The organism is uncultured Caulobacter sp., from assembly GCF_947036865.1.
Lineage (GTDB): Bacteria > Pseudomonadota > Alphaproteobacteria > Caulobacterales > Caulobacteraceae > Caulobacter.
In genome coordinates this window covers 19,763-36,269 of record NZ_CAMQSF010000013.1, presented here as the reverse complement: position 1 = coordinate 36,269, position 16,507 = coordinate 19,763, and the positions used below count along the sequence as shown (strand labels likewise).

Below are 16,507 nucleotides of genomic sequence, written 5' to 3'. Positions count from 1 at the left end.
AGCCCCCTCCGGTCGCTGCGCGACCACCTCCCCCAGGAGGGGAGGATCTTGACGCACTGGCCTTGCCGCCAACCCTCTGCTATCCCCACCGCCATGAGTTTCGTTCGGAAGATTTCGCGAATTATCCGCCCGGCGTGACGCCGCCGGTCGATGGTCCAGCGCGCGCCGGGTTTTCCCGCCCCCTTCCGATCCCTTTGACAGCCGGACACCGATCCATGGCCGACGACGCCACGCCCGCCCGCGACTATCGCGAAACCGTCTTCCTTCCCGACACCCCGTTCCCGATGCGCGCGGGCCTGCCCAAGAAGGAGCCCGAGATCCTGGAGGGCTGGGCCGCCCTCTCCGACAAGGGTCTCTACGGCGCGGTCCGCGCCAAGCGCCAGGCCGACGGCCGCCCGCTCTACGTGCTGCACGACGGCCCGCCCTACGCCAACGGCGCGATCCACATCGGCCACGCGCTGAACAAGATCCTCAAGGACTTCGTGGTCCGCAGCCGCTTCGCCCTGGGCTACGACGTCGACTACGTGCCGGGCTGGGACTGCCACGGCCTGCCGATCGAGTGGAAGATCGAGGAGCAGTTCCGCGCCAAGGGCCGCCGCAAGGACGAGGTCCCGGCCGAGGAATTCCGCCGCGAATGCCGCGCCTATGCCGGCGGCTGGATCGAGGCCCAGAAGACCGAGTTCCAGCGCCTGGGCGTGCTGGGCGACTGGTGGAACCGCTACGCGACCATGGACTTCTCGTCCGAGGCCACGATCGTCGCCGAGTTCCACAAGTTCCTGGCCACCGGCCAGCTCTATCGCGGCTCGAAGCCCGTGATGTGGAGCCCGGTCGAGCGCACCGCCCTGGCCGACGCCGAGATCGAGTACCACGACCACGTCTCGCCGACGATCTGGGTGAAGTTCCCGGTCACGCAGGGCTCCGATGCCGCCCTCGGCGCCAAGCTGGTCATCTGGACGACCACGCCGTGGACGATCCCGGCCAACCGCGCGGTCTCGTACAATCCGGACATCCCCTACTCGGTGTTCGAGGTGACGGCGCTTGAGGAAGGCCTCGAGTTCGAGCCCTGGGCCAAGCCGGGCGATCGCCTGATCGTCGCCGACAAGCTGGCCGAGGACGTCTTCAAGGCCGCCAAGGTCGCCGCGTGGAAGCAGGTCGAGGCCGTCGACTGCGAGGGCATGGTATTGGCCCACCCGCTGGCCGACCTCGACAGCCACTACGGCTTCGCGGTGCCGATGCTCTCCGGCGACCACGTGACCGACGACGCCGGCACCGGCTTCGTCCACACCGCGCCCGGTCACGGCGCCGACGACTATCAGGTCTGGCTGGCTCACGGCCACCGCGAGATCCCCGACACCGTCGATCCCGACGGCGCGTACTACGATCACGTCCCGCTGTTCGGCGGCCTGAAGGTGCTCGAAACCGAGGGCAAGAAGGTCGGCAAGTTCGGGCCCGCCAATGGCGCGGTCATGGAAAAGCTGATCGAGGCCGGCAATCTGCTGGCGCGCGGCCGGATCGAGCACAGCTATCCGCACAGCTGGCGCTCGAAGGCCCCGGTGATCTTCCGCAACACGCCGCAGTGGTTCATCCGCATGGACCACGCCGTCGATAGCCTCGGCGGCAAGACCCTGCGCGAGGTCGCGGTCCAGTCGCTGGCCGACACCGCCTTCCACCCCGAGGCCGGCCGCAACCGGATCGGCGCGATGGTCGAGACGCGTCCCGACTGGCTGATCAGCCGCCAGCGCAACTGGGGCACGCCGCTGGCCATGTACGTGGACAAGCACACCGGCCAGCCGCTGAATGACCCGGACGTCAACGCCCGGATTCTCGCCGCCATCCGCGAGGGCGGCGCGGACGCCTGGTTCACCCGGCCCGACGCCGACTTCCTCGGAAACCACGACCCGGCCCAATTCGAGAAGGTCACCGACATTCTCGACGTCTGGTTCGACAGCGGCTGCACCCACGCCTTCACGATCGAGGGCCGCGCCGACAGCCACTGGCCGGCCGACCTCTATCTGGAAGGCTCGGACCAGCATCGCGGCTGGTTCCAGTCCTCGCTGCTGGAAGGCTCCGGCACGCGCGGCCGCGCGCCCTACAAGGCCGTCCTGACCCATGGCTTCACCATGGACGAGAACGGCGAGAAGATGTCCAAGTCCAAGGGCAACACGGTCGAGCCGCAGGCGATCACCAAGGAGTCCGGGGCCGAGATCCTGCGCCTCTGGGCGGCCATGGTCGACTATTCGGAGGACCAGCGGATCGGCAAGACGATCCTGGCCACCACGACCGACGCCTATCGCAAGCTGCGCAACACGATGCGCTACCTGCTGGGCGCCCTGGCCGGCTTCACCGAGGACGAGCGCGTCACCGACTACGCCGACTTCCCGCCGCTGGAGAAGTACATCCTGCACCGCCTGTGGGAGCTGGATGGCCAGGTGCGCGAGGCTTACGAGAGCTACCGCTTCTCGGACGTCATCCGGCCGCTGATCGAGTTCTGCCAGGGGGATCTCTCGGCGCTCTATTTCGACGTCCGCCGCGACAGCCTCTATTGCGACCGCCCCGACGCCCTGAAGCGCCGGGCCTATCGCACGGTGCTGGACGAGGTGTTCAACCGCCTGACCATCTGGCTGGCCCCGCTGGCCAGCTTCACGATGGAAGAGGCCTGGGTGACCCGCTTCCCCGAGGCCGGCCCCGTGGCGCTGCGGGTGATCCCCGAGCGCGTGGACGCCTGGCGCAACGACGCCGAGGCCGCGCGCTGGGAGAAGGTCCAGGCGGTCACCTCGGTGGTTACCGGGGCGCTGGAAGTCGAGCGCCGCGAGAAGCGGATCGGCTCGGCGCTGGAGGCCGCGCCGGTGGTGCATGTCGCCGACGCCGACCTGCTGGCCGCCTTCGAGGGCCTGGACCCCGCCGAGGTGTTCCGCACCTCCGCCGCGACCCTGGTCGCCGGCGACGGCGGCGCGTTCCGAACCGACGAGGTCAAGGGCGTCTCCGTCGATCCGAAGCTCGCCGAGGGCAAGAAGTGCGCCCGCTCGTGGCGCATCCTGCCGGAGGTCGGAACCGATCCGCGCTATCCGGAGCTTAGCCTTCGCGACGCCGACGCCGTGGCCTACTGGGACGCGACGCACGGCTAGTTCTTTACCCTTCTCCCCTTGCGGGAGAAGGTGGCCTGCGAAGCAGGTCGGATGAGGGGTCTCGCCGAGATCGCCGCGCAACCCCTCATCCGTCGCTGCGCGACACCTTCTCCCACAGGGGGAGAAGGAAAGTTGAGGACGAAATGTCGTCACTGAACATCACCCGCCTGGGCTGGACCGCCTACGCCGTCGCCGCCGCCACCCTGATCCTGGACCAGGTCTCCAAGCTGTGGATCCTGTCCGTGCTGGGCCGCGAGCAGGGCGCGTCAATGCACCTCTTCGGGCCGCTGTACCTGACCATGGTCCACAATCACGGCATGAGCTTTGGCCTGCTGCGCGACACCGACTGGGGGCGCTGGCTGCTGATCGGCTTCTCGATCCTGGTCGTGGTCGGCCTGAGCTGGTGGGTGCGCAAGGCCAGCAAGCCGCTGCCGGCCGTCGGGATCGGCCTGATCATCGGCGCGGCGATCGGCAACAACCTGATCGACCGGGTGCTGTACGGCTATGTCGTCGACTTCATCGACGTCTCGCGGCTGCACTTCCCGTGGGTGTTCAACGTCGCCGATTCCGGGATCAATATCGGCGTGGCGCTGCTGCTGCTGGACAGCTTCCTGGGCGAGGAAAAGAAGCTCGCCCATCAAACCGAGTAATGGGCCGAATGACGCCGCAATCGCGTGGGAGATTGGCGCCCGCGCGATGATGTCGTATCGAGTGCGTCCGAAAATCGGGCCGGGGGTCGGCCGCTGGAGCATGGTTTGATGAGTTTCAATCGGGTCGCGACCGTGAGCGCCCTGACCGCCGTGGCCGCGATCGGCCTGGCTGGCTGCAGTTCGACCCAGAAGGCTCTGGGCATGAGCAAGGTGGTCCCCGACGAATTCCGCGTCGTCAGCAAGGCGCCGCTGGCCGTGCCGCCGGACTACGCGCTGCGCCCGCCGGCGCCCGGCGAGCCGCGTCCGCAGGAGCTGCAGCCCGAAAGCGCCGCCCGCGCCGCCCTGATCGGCCAGAGCAACGCCGCCAACCGCTCGGAAGGCGAAAAGCTGCTGGTCGCCCGCGCCGGCTCGGACAAGGCCGATCCGCTGATCCGTTTCGTGGTGGACGACGAGAACGGCGACCTGGCCCACAAGGACGAGAGCTTCGCCAGCAAGGTGATGTTCTGGAAAAAGGGTCAGCCCAAGACCGACGTGACCACCGCCGCCCAATCCGGCGCCAATTCCCCGGCCGAGGTCGACCCCGCCGCCGAAGAAGCCCGCCTGAAGAAGCTGGTCGGCCCGGGCGGCGTGGTGATCAGCCGCGAGAAGAAGGGCGGCATCAAGCTGCCGGGCCTGTAAGGCCGGACTTCCGCCGAGATTTGAGAACGGCCCGGAGGCGATGCTTCCGGGCCGTTTTTGTTTCTAGCGTTGTCCGGCGAGGTTGGGAAACTTGGTCCCCTCCCCCTTGATGGGGGAGGGGCAGGGGTGGGGGTGATGCGGCGGTGAAAGCCGCGCGCAGCCTAACCTCGGCAGGTCACCCCCATCCCCGCCCTTCCCCCATCAAGGGGGAAGGGAGAAGGCTGGGCCAGCCCTACCCGTCCCCCGGCGTCTTCACCGTGATCCCCCGCGCCCGCAGCTTGTCCAGCACGCCGTTCTCGGCGACCAGGGCCCGCAGGGGGAAGAACGCCACAGCGTGGCCGGGGGTCTTGAGGAGGTCCGTCAGGCCCTCGACCTCGTCGTCGACCAGTTGGCGCTTGAGATCGGAGACGCCGGGCATCAGCAGCTCGCAGCGCTCGGCGCTGCGCGGCCCGGCCAGGGCGTCCTTGACGCGGCCCTGAGCCCAGGCCTCGGCGGCGACGCGCACCGGAGCGGGGCCGGCCTCGACCGCGTCGAGGGTCTCGGACAGGCAGGTCAGCCCCGCCGCCTCGCTGTGCTCGCGCACCAGGGACGTCAGCATCGGCATGGCCTTGTGGACCGCCGCCGGCCGCGCCTTGACCCGCCGGTCGCGAGCCAGTTTCTGGATGGTCCGATCCGGCTCGGACATCTGCAGCTCGGCCTGCTTGTTGGCCTTGCCGTTCAGTCGCAGCGCGACGAACAGCGGCTTCCACTTGCGCCAGCCGTCGTCGTTCTTGTCGACCGCGGTCCACGCCTTCTGGGTCCGCGCCGCCAGCTCCGGCGCCCGCGCGGTCCAGCCGCCGTCGTCCTTCAGGCTGCCGCGCAGCCGGAGCATGGCGGGAATGTCGGTCAGCCCGGCCTGCCAGATCGGCGGCGTCAGCAGGGCGAAGGCGCCGTCGAGCCGCCGCTCCAGCACCGAGCGGTCCCAAGCCTGCCCCTTCGGCAGCGACGACGGCAGACCGAGCACATAGATCGTGGTGTCGGCGTCGGAGACCCGCCACCAGGCGGGGCCAGGCAGCTTGGCGCTGACCACCAGGGCCTCGACCACATTGGCCTGCGGATCGTCGATCGCCTGGGCGCGCGCGGCGCCGGCCAGCGCCAGAACAAGCCCCAGGGCCGTCAAGGTCACGCGCATGTCTTCCCCCTTCTTCGCCGCGCGACCCTGATCGGCCTCGATGGCGGAAGCTTGACCCTATTCCGGCGGCGTTACGGTGAAGCCCTTCGCCCGCAGGCGATCGAGCACCCCGTCCCGCGACAGCAGCGAGCGCAGCTCGATGATCGCCACGGCCTTGCCGGGCTTCTTCAAGGCCGTGGCGATGGCCTCCACGGCGTCGTCCTGGCCGTCCTTGAATTGGCGCGCGATCCACGGGGTCGAGGCCAGGCAGCGCTGGAAGCCGCGATCGGCCGAAACGACCTCGCGCACCTGGCCCCGGGCCCACTGGTCGGCGGTCTCGCGCACGCTGGCCAGACCGTTCTCGGCCTGGCGCAGGCCCGCGTCCAGGCAGAGCTCCTGAAGGGGCGGGGGCGCCTCGCTCAGCGACTTGACCAGGCCGATCAGGTCGTAGTCGTCGAGCTTCTTGATGCGGGGCGCGGACTTGAGGTCCTTGTCCTTCGCGAGGCTCCGAATGCGTTTGGTCAGCTCGTCGAGGGTCATGGTGACGTTTCCGCCCCGTCCCTCGGCGATCATGAAGCCGGCCAGGGCGGGCTTGAGGTCGTCGAACTCGTTGAGCGGCTTCTTCTGGGCGGCCAGTTGCCGCTCCAGGCGCGCGCGCAGGTCCGGCGGCAGGGTCTCGCGCATCGGCCGATCCATCAGGAACGGCTTCCCGCGACCAGGGATCAGGGCCAGCAAGCTGAGGATTCGGAACTCCGGCTGCTGGCCGATGATCAGCACGTTGGCCCCGTCCAGTCGTCGCCGCAGGACCGAGTCGTCGAAGTCGAGCTTGTCCGGAACGAAGGCCGGCATGCCCATCACATAGACGGTGGTGTCGGCGTCCGAGACCTTCCACCAGGCCGGCCCCGGCAGGCGGGCATTGACGATCAGCTCCTCGACGAGGTTGGCCTGGCTGTCGACCGGGGTCAGGTCCACCGGCTTGGTCTGGTGGATCGAGACCTCGTTCCTGCCCTCGACCTGGGCCAGGGCCGAGCCGCACAGCAGCAGGGAGAGCGCCAGGCCGGCGGCGGCGGCGATGCGGGGCGGGGTCAAGACGGCTGTTCCTCGAACGGCGGCGGAATCGCGCTAGATATGTCGGTCGTCCTTGCTTGGCCGACCGCCGTCCGGCCGGTCAAATTAAGGAGTCGCAATGGTGGCGCTCGGTCGCCGGCGCGCTCCGCCCGAAAGTCCGCTTGATGCCCATCCGCCGCCTGCCGCCCGAGACCGTCAACCGCATCGCCGCCGGCGAGGTGGTCGAGCGGCCGGCCAGCGCGATCAAGGAGCTGGTCGACAACGCCATCGACGCCGGCGCCACGCGGATCGAGGTCGAGGCCCACGGCGGCGGCCTGACGCGGATCCTGGTGGCCGACGACGGCTGCGGCCTGTCGGCCGAAGAGCTGCCGATCGCCATCGAGCGCCACGCGACCTCCAAGCTGGCGCCCGACGCCGACGGCCTGTGGGACCTCTTGCGGATCCACACCATGGGCTTCCGGGGCGAGGCCCTGCCGTCGATCGGCTCGGTGGCGCGGCTGTCGATCGCCTCGCGCGCCAAGGGGGCCAGCGACGCGTTCTCGATCCTGGTCGAGGGCGGCCAGGTCGGCGACGTCGCGCCGGCCGCCTTTCCGGGTCCGCACGGCGCGCGGATCGAGGTGCGCGACCTCTTCTACGCCACCCCGGCCCGCCTGAAGTTCATGAAGTCCGAACGCGCCGAGGCCCTGGCGATCACCGAGGAGATCAAGCGCCAGGCCATGGCCCACGAGTCCGTGGGCTTCTCGCTGGACATCGACGGCCGCCGCGTGTTGCGCCTGCCGCCGGAGCATCCGGGGCCGCGCGGGCGCCTGGCGCGCCTGGCCGCCGTGCTGGGCCGCGAGTTCCAGGACAACGCCCTGGAGATCGACCAGACGCGAGACGGCGTGCGCCTGTCGGGCTTCGCCGGCTTGCCGACCTATAATCGCGGCAACGCGGCCCACCAGTACCTGTTCGTCAACGGCCGGCCGGTGCGCGACCGGCTGCTGCAGGGCGCCCTGCGCGCGGCCTATGCCGACTTTCTCGCGCGCGACCGCCACCCGACGGCGGCGCTCTATGTGACGCTGGAACCGACCGAGGTCGACGTCAACGTTCACCCGGCCAAGGCCGAGGTGCGGTTCCGCGATCCGGCCCTGGTGCGCGGCCTAATCGTCGGCGCCCTGCGCCACGCCCTGGCCGGCGCCGGCCACCGCGCCTCGACCACGGTGGCCGCCCAGGCCCTGGACAGCATCCGCGCCCAGCAAAGCCCGTTCCCGGGGTATCAGCCCGGTCCCTCCGCCGCCGGCTTCTCGGCCTGGCGCGAGGGCGGCTGGACGCCGCCGACGCAGCGGCCGATGGACCTGCCGGGGCTGAACGAGGTTTCGGCGCGGGTGGAGGGAGATTTCCCCCTCCCCCTCGCGGGGAGGGGGCCAGGGGGTGGGGGCGCCGGCTCGGAATGGGCCGCGCCGGACTGGACCGACGCCGAGCCGACACCCCCACTCCCAACCCTCTCCCCGCAAGGGGGAGAGGGCTATGTCGACTATCCCCTCGGCGCGGCGCGGGCTCAGGTGCACGAGACCTATATCGTCGCCCAGACCCGCGACGGCATGGTCATCGTCGACCAGCACGCCGCGCACGAGCGGCTCGTCTATGAGCGGATGAAGGGCGAGATGGCGGCCGGCGGCGTGGCCCGCCAGACCCTGCTGCTGCCCGAGGTCGTCGACCTCGACCCGGCCGAGGCCGAGCGGGTGGTCGCGCGAGCCGACGAGCTGGCCAGCCTGGGTCTGGTCGTCGAGAGCTTCGGCCCGGGCGCGGTGCTGGTGCGCGAGACCCCGGCCCTGCTGGGCAAGACCGACGCGGCCGCCCTGGTCCGCGACATCGCCGACGACCTGGCCGAGAACGGCGCGGCCCTGGCGCTGAAGGAGCGGCTGGAGGAGGTCTGCTCGACCATGGCCTGTCACGGCAGCGTCCGCGCCGGCCGCCGCCTGAACGCCGCCGAGATGAACGCCCTGCTGCGCGAGATGGAGGCCACGCCCCACTCGGGCCAGTGCAACCACGGCCGCCCGACCTATGTGGAGCTGAAGCTGGCCGATATCGAGAAGCTGTTCGGGCGGCGGTAGGGCTTTAGCGTCTTTTCACCGTGTCATCCCGGCCGTAGCGCAGCGGAGAGCCGGGACCCAGGGGGTGAAGGAACGCCATGCGCACCGCCCCCGGGTCCCGGATAGCCTCTACGAGGCTTCCGGGATGACACGCGTTTTGATCCCGAGCCAGGCCTGCTACCGCCGCTCCGCGAACACCCGCATCGCCTCGGCGAGGTACTCGGTCAGGCCAGGCGCGATCGCCTCGTAGCGCGCGGTGAACTCCGGGTGCTCCTGGTAAAGGCAGGTCTGACGTCGCGTGAGGGTCAAGCGGCGAAATCCTTCAGGCGGCGCTTTGGGTCGCCAGTTCGCCGGCGGGGTCTTCGACCGGCCGGTCCAGCAGCGCGGTGACCGCCGGTCCCTGCACGCGCGCGACGCCCGCGACCTTGCAGGCCTCCAGCTCGACGGCCGAGGCGACATTGGCGACGCCCTGGGCCACGCCCTTGGCGGCGTAGGCGGACTTGCGCTCGACGAATTTGAGGATCTGCTTCAGGCGCGCCGGCTCGGTCTCGCCCGACAGGACCAGGGTGACGCTTTCCAGCAGCTCGGGGGGCAGGCCCTGGACGGGGAAGGTCGGATCGGTGATCCGCAAGTCCATGGCGGCGAAGGCCCCCGTCAGCAGCGCCCGCATCTGCTGCAACATGCCGATCGAGGCTTCGCGCGGGGCGCCATAGATCGAGGCGGTCAGTCGCGACCGCGCGTCGAGCGGCAGGCGCGACAGGCGCGCCTTATAGGCTTCCTGGGACGTGGGCGTGATCAGATTCCAGAACCCGAACGAGGCCTGGATTTCGCCGAAGGGGGCGGCCTTCAGCGCCGTCTGAAGGTCGGTGAGCGCGACGAGGTCCCGCTTCAGCAGCTTGGCGTCGTCCTCGGGCGGCGGCTCGCTCAGATCGGCCCGCATGCCGATCGCCGAACCGGCGAAGGCGCTCTTGGCCAGGTCATAGACGCCCCACCAGCCGGTCTCGGCCGGCTTGGCGGCGGCGGGCTTGGGCTTTTCGATCGGCGGCGGCGCGGGCGCGGCCTTGGCGGTCGGCTTGACCGGCTCCGGCGCGGGCGGCGGCGCCGCCGTCCGGGCCTTCTCGGCCGCGAGAGCCTTGGCCTCCTCGCGCGTGGCCGGCAACGGCTTGACGGCGTCGGCGGTGACCATGTGCACGCGGCCCGGATCGCCGCCGTAACCCTCGCCGGCCATCAGGGCCGCCAGCTCCTTCTGGGACAGGGCGGAGAAATGCAGGACGGCCGTCTCGTCGCCCTCGAACATCATCAAGGCGATCTGGCCGATGGGGCGGCTGGGGAACAGAACCTTTTCGAGCTGGATCGCCAGGCCCTGCACCTCGGCCGGGTCCAGCTGCTCGATGCGATGATCGGCCAGCACGAAGGCCAGCGGCGCGACGGCGCCGCATTTCCGGGGCGCGCGCCACTTGGCCTTTAGGAACGCATCCGCCACCCCCTGCGCCTTGTGCTTGGGGATATCGCCGGGGCGAATGTCGCCGTCGACGGTGAACAGGATCCGAAGGCAGGCGATAGCCGTCATGCGCGAAACATGCCCTGTCATTCCTCGCCAATTCGTTAGGCGGGGCTGGATTTTCCCGCCCCGTGGCGAAACGCCTCAGCGATCCGGCCCGGACCTTCAAGCCCTGAGCGGGAGCTCGCTCAGCGGGACCGCCTGGTCGGCGACCGGCGCCGCGAACAGGGCGCTCACCAGCGGTCCTTCGACGTACTGGGCGCCCATCCGCGCCGCGAGCTCCAGCTCGCGCGGCGCGCGCACTCCGGCCAGTCCCATCGTCAACTTTCGGCCCAGATACTGGCCGCGCGCCGACAGGAAGCGCTGGGCCTTGAGCAGGCGCGCCTTCTCGTCCTCGTCGGGCAGCTGGAGGAAGACGCGGTCGACCAGGGCGTCCGGCAAGGCCTGGGCGTAGAAGCCCGGATCGCTCACCCGGAGCCCCACCCGCGCGAAATGAGGCCGCACCAGCTCGCGCAAGGCGCCGATCGCCGAGAAGGGCGGATCGCGCGGCGCGTCATAGACGAGGGCGCCGAGCCGCTCGCGGACCAAGGGCGAAATCGCCGCAAACCGCTCGCCACAGGCGTCGCGCAGGCCGGCGCGCGCGATGCTCCAGAGGCGCACGCCGACCCAGGCCCGGAGCTGAGGAGCCTCCTCCAGGGCGGCCACGGCGCGTTCCAGCGCCAGGAGGTCCCTGTTCATGAAATCGGCGTCCGTCCGAGGCTCGACCTCGCCGGGCTTCAGGAAGGACTGGATATGGCTGGCCTCGAACCTCTGGCGGGGGAGGCTGTAGACGCCGCGCCAGCCGAGGCGCGCCGGGGCCGGCGGCTCGGCCTTGGGCTTGTCGGCGACCACCCGGGGCGTGGAGCCCCAGGGCGCGAGCTCGCGCACGCCGTCCTGGCTGACGATCCGGGTGCGGCCCGGCTGGGGCGGCGGCTCCTCGCCTCCGCGCATGCCCAGCAGTTCGGCCTCCGGCAGGGTGGTGAAGTTGAGAACCTGCTCCTCGTCGCCCTCGAAGGTCAGCATGCAGAGATCCTGCTGACCCTGGGCGCCGAACAGATGCCGTTGCAGCTCGGCCGCCATCTGGCGCAGCTCCTCGCCGTCCAAGGCCTCGGCGACGGGATCGATCAGCAGGTAGGCGCCCGGACCCACGCGGCCGTGACGGCGCGGCGCCCGCCAGCGCAGATCGATATAGCCCGCGGCCGCCTTGTCGATCTTGGCCGGCGTCACCCCGTCGATCGCGACGGTTCGCGCGCCGTGTTCGATGCAGATCCGCAGACAAGCCATCCCCGCCATGGGCGGGTATTCACGGCCAAGCTTGCTTTACAAATTATTGGTCCGGGCCGGCCCGCGTCCGAATGCCGCGGACGTCAGGCGAAGGTCTCGCTGAGCCGGAACTCCAGCCGCTCGCGCACGGCCGGCCAGTCGTAGTCGGTGATCGAGAACACCGCCGTGTCGCGGATATGGCCGGTCCAGGTGACCTTGTGATTGCGCAGCACGCCTTCCTTGGTCGCGCCGAGCTTGAGGATGGCGGCCTGGCTGCGGGCGTTGCGCACGTCGGTGACGAACTCGACCCGGATCGCGCCGCCGTCGAAGGCGTGCGCCAGCAGCAGGCGCTTGCTCTCCGGATTCACCGGACCCGAGCGCGCTTCGGGATTGAGGAAGGTCGCGCCGATCTCCAGCCCGCCGTGCAGCCGGCGGATGTTCAGGTAGCTGGACGTACCGACCACCTTGCCGTCGGACTGGCGGCGGATCGCGAAACCGATCCGTTCGCCCCGGTCGGTCTCGCCCTGCAGCGCGCCCCAGAAGTCCTCGAAGCCCTCGCCGCAGCCGTTGACCGACATGATCTCCCAGCTTTCGGGATCACAGTCGATCGCCCCCTTCAGTTCGTCGCGATGGTCGACGGTGATCGGTTCGAGCCGGACATAGCGGCCCTGGAGGGTGTCGGCGGTCAAGGTCAGCATGGGGCTGTTTTCGGACAGGACCCGCGCCATGACAACCCGCTCCCGCGCCGATTGCTTGTCCTTACGCGCCTCTGCCCGCTTGCCCCTCGCGTCAAGGCGGTGTTACAACCACTTCAAACAACTGTTTGACACACCGATAAGCGGGCAGAGGGAACGGCCATGGACTTCGACATCTCCCCCAAGCAACGCCTGTTCATGGATCGCGTCGTCGCGTTCATGGACGAGCACATCTATCCGGCCGTCCCGGCCTACGAGGCCGAGATGAACGTGCTGGGGGCCGAGCGCTGGAAGGTCGTTCAGGTCGTCGAGGACCTGAAGAAGAAGGCCAAGGCCGCCGGCCTGTGGAACTTCTTCATGCCGCCGCACAGCGGCCAGACCCATGTCGACGACACCTTCGAGTTCGAGGGCGAGCAGCTGACGAACCTCGAATACAGCCTGATCGCCGAGCAGATGGGCAAGGTCGGCTTCGCCTCGGAAGTGTTCAACTGCTCGGCGCCCGACACCGGCAACATGGAAGTGCTGATGCGCTACGGCACGCTGGCGCAGAAGGAGCGCTGGCTGCGCCCGCTGATGAACGGCGAGATCCGCTCGGCCTTCCTGATGACCGAGCCGGCGGTGGCCAGCTCGGACGCCACCAATATCGAGACCCGCATCGAGCGCGACGGCGACCACTATGTGATCAACGGCCGCAAGTGGTGGAGCTCGGGCGTCGGCGATCCGCGCTGCAAGGTGGCGATCGTGATGGGCAAGACCGATCCGACCGCCTCGACCCACAGCCAGCAGAGCCAGGTCCTGGTGCCGCTGGACGCCCCGGGCATCGAGGTCGTCCGCATGCTGCCGGTGTTCGGCTATGACGACGCCCCGCACGGTCACGCCGAGGTGGTGCTGAAGGACGTGCGCGTGCCGATCGAGGACGCGCTGCTGCTGGGCGAGGGCCGCGGCTTCGAGATCGCCCAGGGGCGCCTGGGCCCCGGCCGCATCCACCACTGCATGCGCACCATCGGCACGGCGGAAGTCGCGCTGGAAAAGATGGTCAAGCGCCTGATGACCCGGAAGGCGTTCGGCAAGTACATCTCCGACCACTCGGTCTGGGAGCAGCGCATCGCCGAGGCCCGCATCGACATCGAGATGTGCCGCCTGCTCTGCCTGAAGGCCGCCGACATGATGGACAAGGCCGGCAACAAGTCGGCCCGCCTGGAAATCGCGATGATCAAGGTCGCCGCCCCGCGCCTGGCCCTGAAGGTCATCGACGACGCCATCCAGGCGCACGGCGGCGGCGGGGTCACCACCGACTACGGCCTGGCCAAGGCCTATGCCGGCATTCGCACCCTGCGCCTGGCCGACGGTCCGGACGAGGTCCACTGCCGCACCATCGCCCGCATGGAAATGTCCAAGTACGGCGACCTCGCCTACAAGCAGAAGGCCGACAAGGAAGCCGCCCTGCACGTGCCGGGGATCCGGTAGGCTCCTTCTCCCCTTGCGGGAGAAGGGTCGGGGATGGGGGTGATCGCTGAGTTGGCGGCGTCGCGCCGCATCAACCACCGTGGTCACCCCCACCCCTGCCCCTCCCCCATCGAGGGGGAGGGATTCACTAGACAAACCGCAAATTCCGGGCGGACAGCCTGGCCTCGACCGGCGACCATCGCCGCATGAGTCGTCCCGCCCGCCTCGTCCTCGACCGCGCGCCTTCGCCGATCGGCGAGGTGCTGCTCGTCAGCGACGAGGCCGGCGTCCTGAGGGCGCTGGATTTCCATGACCACGAGCACCGGTTGGATCGCCTGCTCAGGACCCACTACGGCGCGCTACGCCCGGAGCCGGGCGCCGCGCCGGTCGCGGTCCGCCGGGCGCTCGAGGCCTATTTCGAGGGCGCGTTCGCGGCGCTCGCCGCCGTCCCCTGGGCGACGAACGGGACGGCGTTTCAGATCGCGGTGTGGACCGCGCTGACGCGGATTCCCGCCGGCCAGACGATCACCTATTCCGAGCTCGCGCGGCGGGCCGGGCGTCCGAACGCGATCCGCGCCGCCGGCCAAGCCAACGGGGCGAACCCCTTGAGCCTCGTCGCGCCCTGTCACCGGGTGATCGGCCTGAACGGGGCGCTGACCGGCTACGGCGGTGGGATGGAGCGCAAGCGCTGGCTGCTAGCCCACGAGGCGGGGGGCGGGCGCGCCGGCCACCTCGCCGCGTTGTAGGGCGCCCAGCAGCGCCTCGCCTTCGGCGCCGGCCCACCGGGTGCGGGCGTTGGCCCGCATCTCCGCCGTCGGCAGTTGACCGGGCTCGAGCTTGAGGTCTAGCGGCGCGCCGAACTGCCGGGCCAGCACCCGACCCTCTTCGTCGACCAACAGATTACAGGGCAGGTTGCCGCCCAAGCCGGAGCCGCCGGGCCTTTCGCGTAGGGCGAGCGTCTCGAGCAGGACGCGCGACCCCGGCGAACGGTCGATCGTCACCTCCATCGTCTCCGCGCCGACCTTGGCGAGCGCGGCGCGCGCTTCGCCCAGGGAGATCTCGCCCCGCGGCCCCGTCAGCACAGGCAGCATGCGAAAACGCTTGCCTTCAAAGAGCCGTCGCCGCGCCGCCAGATCCCTCAATTCCACCAGGCAAGGCGCGCACCAGGGCGCCCATAGCGACAACAGGGTCAGGCCGGGCTGGAATCGAAGATCGCGGAGGCCGGAAGCGCCCTCGACCTTGACGCGGGGGACGGTTAGGCCGGCCGGCGGTTGCTTGAAGCTCAGCGCCAGGATGTTTCTCTTCAGCGCGGGCGTGTCGAGGATGTCGGCGCGTGGCGTCGGGTCCTTGTAGACCACGGGCGGCTTGCTCCCGTCGTCCGCCCGCGCCGCGCCGGCCGCGATGGCGGCCGCCAAGGCGCCGCCGATCAAATCTCGCCGTGAAGCCGTCATGCCTCTCTCCCACAATCTCCGGGAGAGCTAGAGCGGGACCTTGCGGCGGAAATTAGGCCAACGCCGCGCCGCGCAGCAGAACACGGCCGACTTGGAAAAACGGCAGGCTGAGCGTGATCCCGATCAGGGCGTTGAAGACCATCGATCCGGCGTTGAAGCGCCCCGCCTCGCCGTCCAGCGCCGCCGAGAGCGCTCGGCCCGCCGCCGCCCCCAGCCAGGCGACCGCCAAGGCGAGCGCCATGGCCGCGCCGATCCTCGGCTGATAGCCCAGATACAGCGCCGCCACCCCGTGCGAGGCGATCAGCACGCCGCCCATCGCCCGGCCCTCGGCGAACAGCGGCGGCTTGGGCGTGTCCTCGTCGGCCAGACCCGCCAGACCCAGCATCGTCTGCGGCCGCGCCAGGATCATGCCGCCCAGCGCCCCGCCGATGACGCAGGCCACCACCGCCAGGAACAAGGACAGGACATAGCTCGACATGGTTTTCCCTACTCCGGCGACCGACAGACGGCCTCGACGTTGAAACCGTCCGGATCCAGAACGAACGCGCCGTAATAGTCCGGATCGTAATGTGGGCGAAGTCCAGGCGCCCCATTGTCTTTTCCGCCGGCGCGCAGCGCGGCGTCGTAAAAGGCGTCGACCTGGGCGCGGGTCTCGGCCGCGAACGCGACATGCAGCCTGCCGCGCGTGGCGTTGTCGCCGCTCACCCAGAACATCGGGCGCTCTCGACCGTAGCCGACCACGTCCACGCCGTTCGTGAAGGCCTTGGGAACGACATAGAGCTGTCGGACGCCCAGCGGCGCCAGGGCGGCGTCGTAGAACGCCGTCGAGCGCTGGAAATCAGCCGTCCCCAAACCCATGTGGTCGAACATCGATGCCTCCCCTTGGCGTATTTCGAAAAAAGTTCGCCGGCGCCGTTCTTGACTCCCTTCGAGCCACTGCCTAACTCACCGGCGTCGTTGGCACTCGAAGGGAGCGACTGCTAACAGCAGCGCCTCCTCGGTCGACGAAGCCATTATTAAACCGTTCCGACGGAGAACCAGAATGAAGTTTCGTCCCCTGGGCGACCGCGTCCTCGTGAAGCGCGTCGAAGAAGAAACCAAGACCAAGGGCGGGATCATCATCCCCGACACCGCCAAGGAAAAGCCGCAGGAAGGCGAAGTCGTCGCCGTCGGCCCCGGCGCGCGTAACGACAAGGGCGACGTCGTCGCCCTGGACGTCAAGGCCGGCGACCGCATCCTGTTCGGCAAGTGGTCGGGCACCGAAGTCAAGGTCGACGGTCAGGACCTGCTGATCATGAAGGAAAGCGACGTCCTGGGCGTGGTCGAGGCCTAAGGCCTCCCGCTCCCGAGCGCTTTCTCCCCCTAACCT

The 16,507-nt window shown here is 69.6% G+C and carries 16 protein-coding genes and 1 pseudogene; 8 read left to right on the top strand and 9 right to left on the bottom strand.

Features of this window, described 5'->3' with window-relative positions:
• Positions 1-93: 93 nt before the first annotated feature.
• From Q0V34_RS09740 to Q0V34_RS09725, 4 genes are all read left to right on the top strand, one after another.
• Complete coding sequence (locus tag Q0V34_RS09740; RefSeq protein WP_175582077.1) at positions 94-138, top strand: hypothetical protein; 45 nt, start codon at positions 94-96, stop codon at positions 136-138.
• 77 nt (positions 139-215) lie between these two features.
• Positions 216-3,125, top strand: a complete 2,910-nt coding sequence (gene ileS / locus Q0V34_RS09735; RefSeq protein ID WP_297511157.1) for an isoleucine--tRNA ligase — start codon at positions 216-218, stop codon at positions 3,123-3,125.
• Positions 3,126-3,268: 143 nt separating this feature from the next.
• Positions 3,269-3,775, top strand: a complete 507-nt coding sequence (lspA, locus tag Q0V34_RS09730) for a signal peptidase II (RefSeq protein WP_297511155.1) — start codon at positions 3,269-3,271, stop codon at positions 3,773-3,775.
• A gap of 108 nt (positions 3,776-3,883) precedes the next feature.
• Positions 3,884-4,453 (top strand): DUF3035 domain-containing protein, encoded by a 570-nt coding sequence (locus Q0V34_RS09725; RefSeq protein ID WP_297511153.1) that lies wholly within the window; start codon positions 3,884-3,886, stop codon positions 4,451-4,453.
• Positions 4,454-4,685: 232 nt separating this feature from the next.
• On the opposite strand, the gene Q0V34_RS09720 is transcribed toward Q0V34_RS09725, so the two are convergent.
• A complete protein-coding gene (locus Q0V34_RS09720; RefSeq protein WP_297511150.1) occupies positions 4,686-5,624 on the bottom strand; it encodes a TraB/GumN family protein in 939 nt (312 codons plus the stop codon).
• A gap of 57 nt (positions 5,625-5,681) precedes the next feature.
• Positions 5,682-6,692, bottom strand: coding sequence for a TraB/GumN family protein (locus Q0V34_RS09715; protein WP_297511148.1), 1,011 nt, complete (start codon positions 6,690-6,692; stop codon positions 5,682-5,684).
• A gap of 143 nt (positions 6,693-6,835) precedes the next feature.
• Here Q0V34_RS09715 and mutL point away from each other — a divergent pair, with 143 nt between their 5' ends.
• Positions 6,836-8,764 (top strand): DNA mismatch repair endonuclease MutL, encoded by a 1,929-nt coding sequence (gene mutL, locus Q0V34_RS09710; protein WP_297511146.1) that lies wholly within the window; start codon positions 6,836-6,838, stop codon positions 8,762-8,764.
• 156 nt (positions 8,765-8,920) lie between these two features.
• Here the strand turns inward: mutL and Q0V34_RS09705 are convergent.
• From Q0V34_RS09705 to Q0V34_RS09690, 4 genes and pseudogenes are all read right to left on the bottom strand, one after another.
• A pseudogene (locus tag Q0V34_RS09705) lies at positions 8,921-9,025 on the bottom strand (TipAS antibiotic-recognition domain-containing protein); the annotation flags it as partial.
• A gap of 40 nt (positions 9,026-9,065) precedes the next feature.
• Complete coding sequence (locus Q0V34_RS09700) at positions 9,066-10,313, bottom strand: hypothetical protein (RefSeq protein WP_297511144.1); 1,248 nt, start codon at positions 10,311-10,313, stop codon at positions 9,066-9,068.
• A 96-nt stretch (positions 10,314-10,409) separates the two neighbouring features.
• Positions 10,410-11,576 carry a hypothetical protein gene (locus Q0V34_RS09695; protein WP_297511142.1) on the bottom strand — a complete coding sequence of 389 codons (1,167 nt, stop codon included), beginning with the start codon at positions 11,574-11,576 and terminating at the stop codon, positions 10,410-10,412.
• A gap of 74 nt (positions 11,577-11,650) precedes the next feature.
• Positions 11,651-12,244 (bottom strand): GNAT family protein, encoded by a 594-nt coding sequence (locus Q0V34_RS09690; protein ID WP_297511266.1) that lies wholly within the window; start codon positions 12,242-12,244, stop codon positions 11,651-11,653.
• A 159-nt stretch (positions 12,245-12,403) separates the two neighbouring features.
• Between Q0V34_RS09690 and Q0V34_RS09685 the strand changes: the two genes are divergently transcribed.
• Both Q0V34_RS09685 and Q0V34_RS09680 read left to right on the top strand, forming a co-directional pair.
• Positions 12,404-13,708 (top strand): acyl-CoA dehydrogenase family protein, encoded by a 1,305-nt coding sequence (locus Q0V34_RS09685; RefSeq protein WP_297511140.1) that lies wholly within the window; start codon positions 12,404-12,406, stop codon positions 13,706-13,708.
• Positions 13,709-13,893: 185 nt separating this feature from the next.
• On the top strand, positions 13,894-14,433 hold the full coding sequence (locus tag Q0V34_RS09680) for a methylated-DNA--[protein]-cysteine S-methyltransferase (protein ID WP_297511138.1): 540 nt from the start codon (positions 13,894-13,896) through the stop codon (positions 14,431-14,433).
• On the opposite strand, the gene Q0V34_RS09675 is transcribed toward Q0V34_RS09680, so the two are convergent.
• From Q0V34_RS09675 to Q0V34_RS09665, 3 genes are all read right to left on the bottom strand, one after another.
• Positions 14,383-15,102, bottom strand: coding sequence for a hypothetical protein (locus Q0V34_RS09675; RefSeq protein ID WP_297511137.1), 720 nt, complete (start codon positions 15,100-15,102; stop codon positions 14,383-14,385). The genes Q0V34_RS09680 and Q0V34_RS09675 overlap by 51 nt on opposite strands.
• Before the next feature lie 88 nt (positions 15,103-15,190).
• On the bottom strand, positions 15,191-15,616 hold the full coding sequence (locus Q0V34_RS09670; protein WP_297511135.1) for a DUF4345 family protein: 426 nt from the start codon (positions 15,614-15,616) through the stop codon (positions 15,191-15,193).
• A gap of 8 nt (positions 15,617-15,624) precedes the next feature.
• Positions 15,625-16,008 (bottom strand): VOC family protein, encoded by a 384-nt coding sequence (locus Q0V34_RS09665; protein ID WP_297511133.1) that lies wholly within the window; start codon positions 16,006-16,008, stop codon positions 15,625-15,627.
• A gap of 172 nt (positions 16,009-16,180) precedes the next feature.
• Between Q0V34_RS09665 and groES the strand changes: the two genes are divergently transcribed.
• A complete protein-coding gene (gene groES / locus Q0V34_RS09660; RefSeq protein ID WP_010918572.1) occupies positions 16,181-16,471 on the top strand; it encodes a co-chaperone GroES in 291 nt (96 codons plus the stop codon).
• Positions 16,472-16,507: the final 36 nt, after the last annotated feature.

What these genes read in the sequence shown, in the direction of transcription:
- ileS (WP_297511157.1), top strand. Translation starts at nt 216, where the DNA reads ATGGCCGACGACGCCACGCCCGCCCGCGACTATCGCGAAACCGTCTTC.
- lspA (WP_297511155.1), top strand. Translation starts at nt 3,269, where the DNA reads ATGTCGTCACTGAACATCACCCGCCTGGGCTGGACCGCCTACGCCGTC.
- Q0V34_RS09725 (WP_297511153.1), top strand. Translation starts at nt 3,884, where the DNA reads ATGAGTTTCAATCGGGTCGCGACCGTGAGCGCCCTGACCGCCGTGGCC.
- Q0V34_RS09720 (WP_297511150.1), bottom strand. Translation starts at nt 5,624, where the DNA reads ATGCGCGTGACCTTGACGGCCCTGGGGCTTGTTCTGGCGCTGGCCGGC.
- mutL (WP_297511146.1), top strand. Translation starts at nt 6,836, where the DNA reads ATGCCCATCCGCCGCCTGCCGCCCGAGACCGTCAACCGCATCGCCGCC.
- Q0V34_RS09700 (WP_297511144.1), bottom strand. Translation starts at nt 10,313, where the DNA reads ATGACGGCTATCGCCTGCCTTCGGATCCTGTTCACCGTCGACGGCGAC.
- Q0V34_RS09695 (WP_297511142.1), bottom strand. Translation starts at nt 11,576, where the DNA reads ATGGCGGGGATGGCTTGTCTGCGGATCTGCATCGAACACGGCGCGCGA.
- Q0V34_RS09690 (WP_297511266.1), bottom strand. Translation starts at nt 12,244, where the DNA reads ATGCTGACCTTGACCGCCGACACCCTCCAGGGCCGCTATGTCCGGCTC.
- Q0V34_RS09685 (WP_297511140.1), top strand. Translation starts at nt 12,404, where the DNA reads ATGGACTTCGACATCTCCCCCAAGCAACGCCTGTTCATGGATCGCGTC.
- Q0V34_RS09680 (WP_297511138.1), top strand. Translation starts at nt 13,894, where the DNA reads ATGAGTCGTCCCGCCCGCCTCGTCCTCGACCGCGCGCCTTCGCCGATC.
- Q0V34_RS09670 (WP_297511135.1), bottom strand. Translation starts at nt 15,616, where the DNA reads ATGTCGAGCTATGTCCTGTCCTTGTTCCTGGCGGTGGTGGCCTGCGTC.
- Q0V34_RS09665 (WP_297511133.1), bottom strand. Translation starts at nt 16,008, where the DNA reads ATGTTCGACCACATGGGTTTGGGGACGGCTGATTTCCAGCGCTCGACG.
- groES (WP_010918572.1), top strand. Translation starts at nt 16,181, where the DNA reads ATGAAGTTTCGTCCCCTGGGCGACCGCGTCCTCGTGAAGCGCGTCGAA.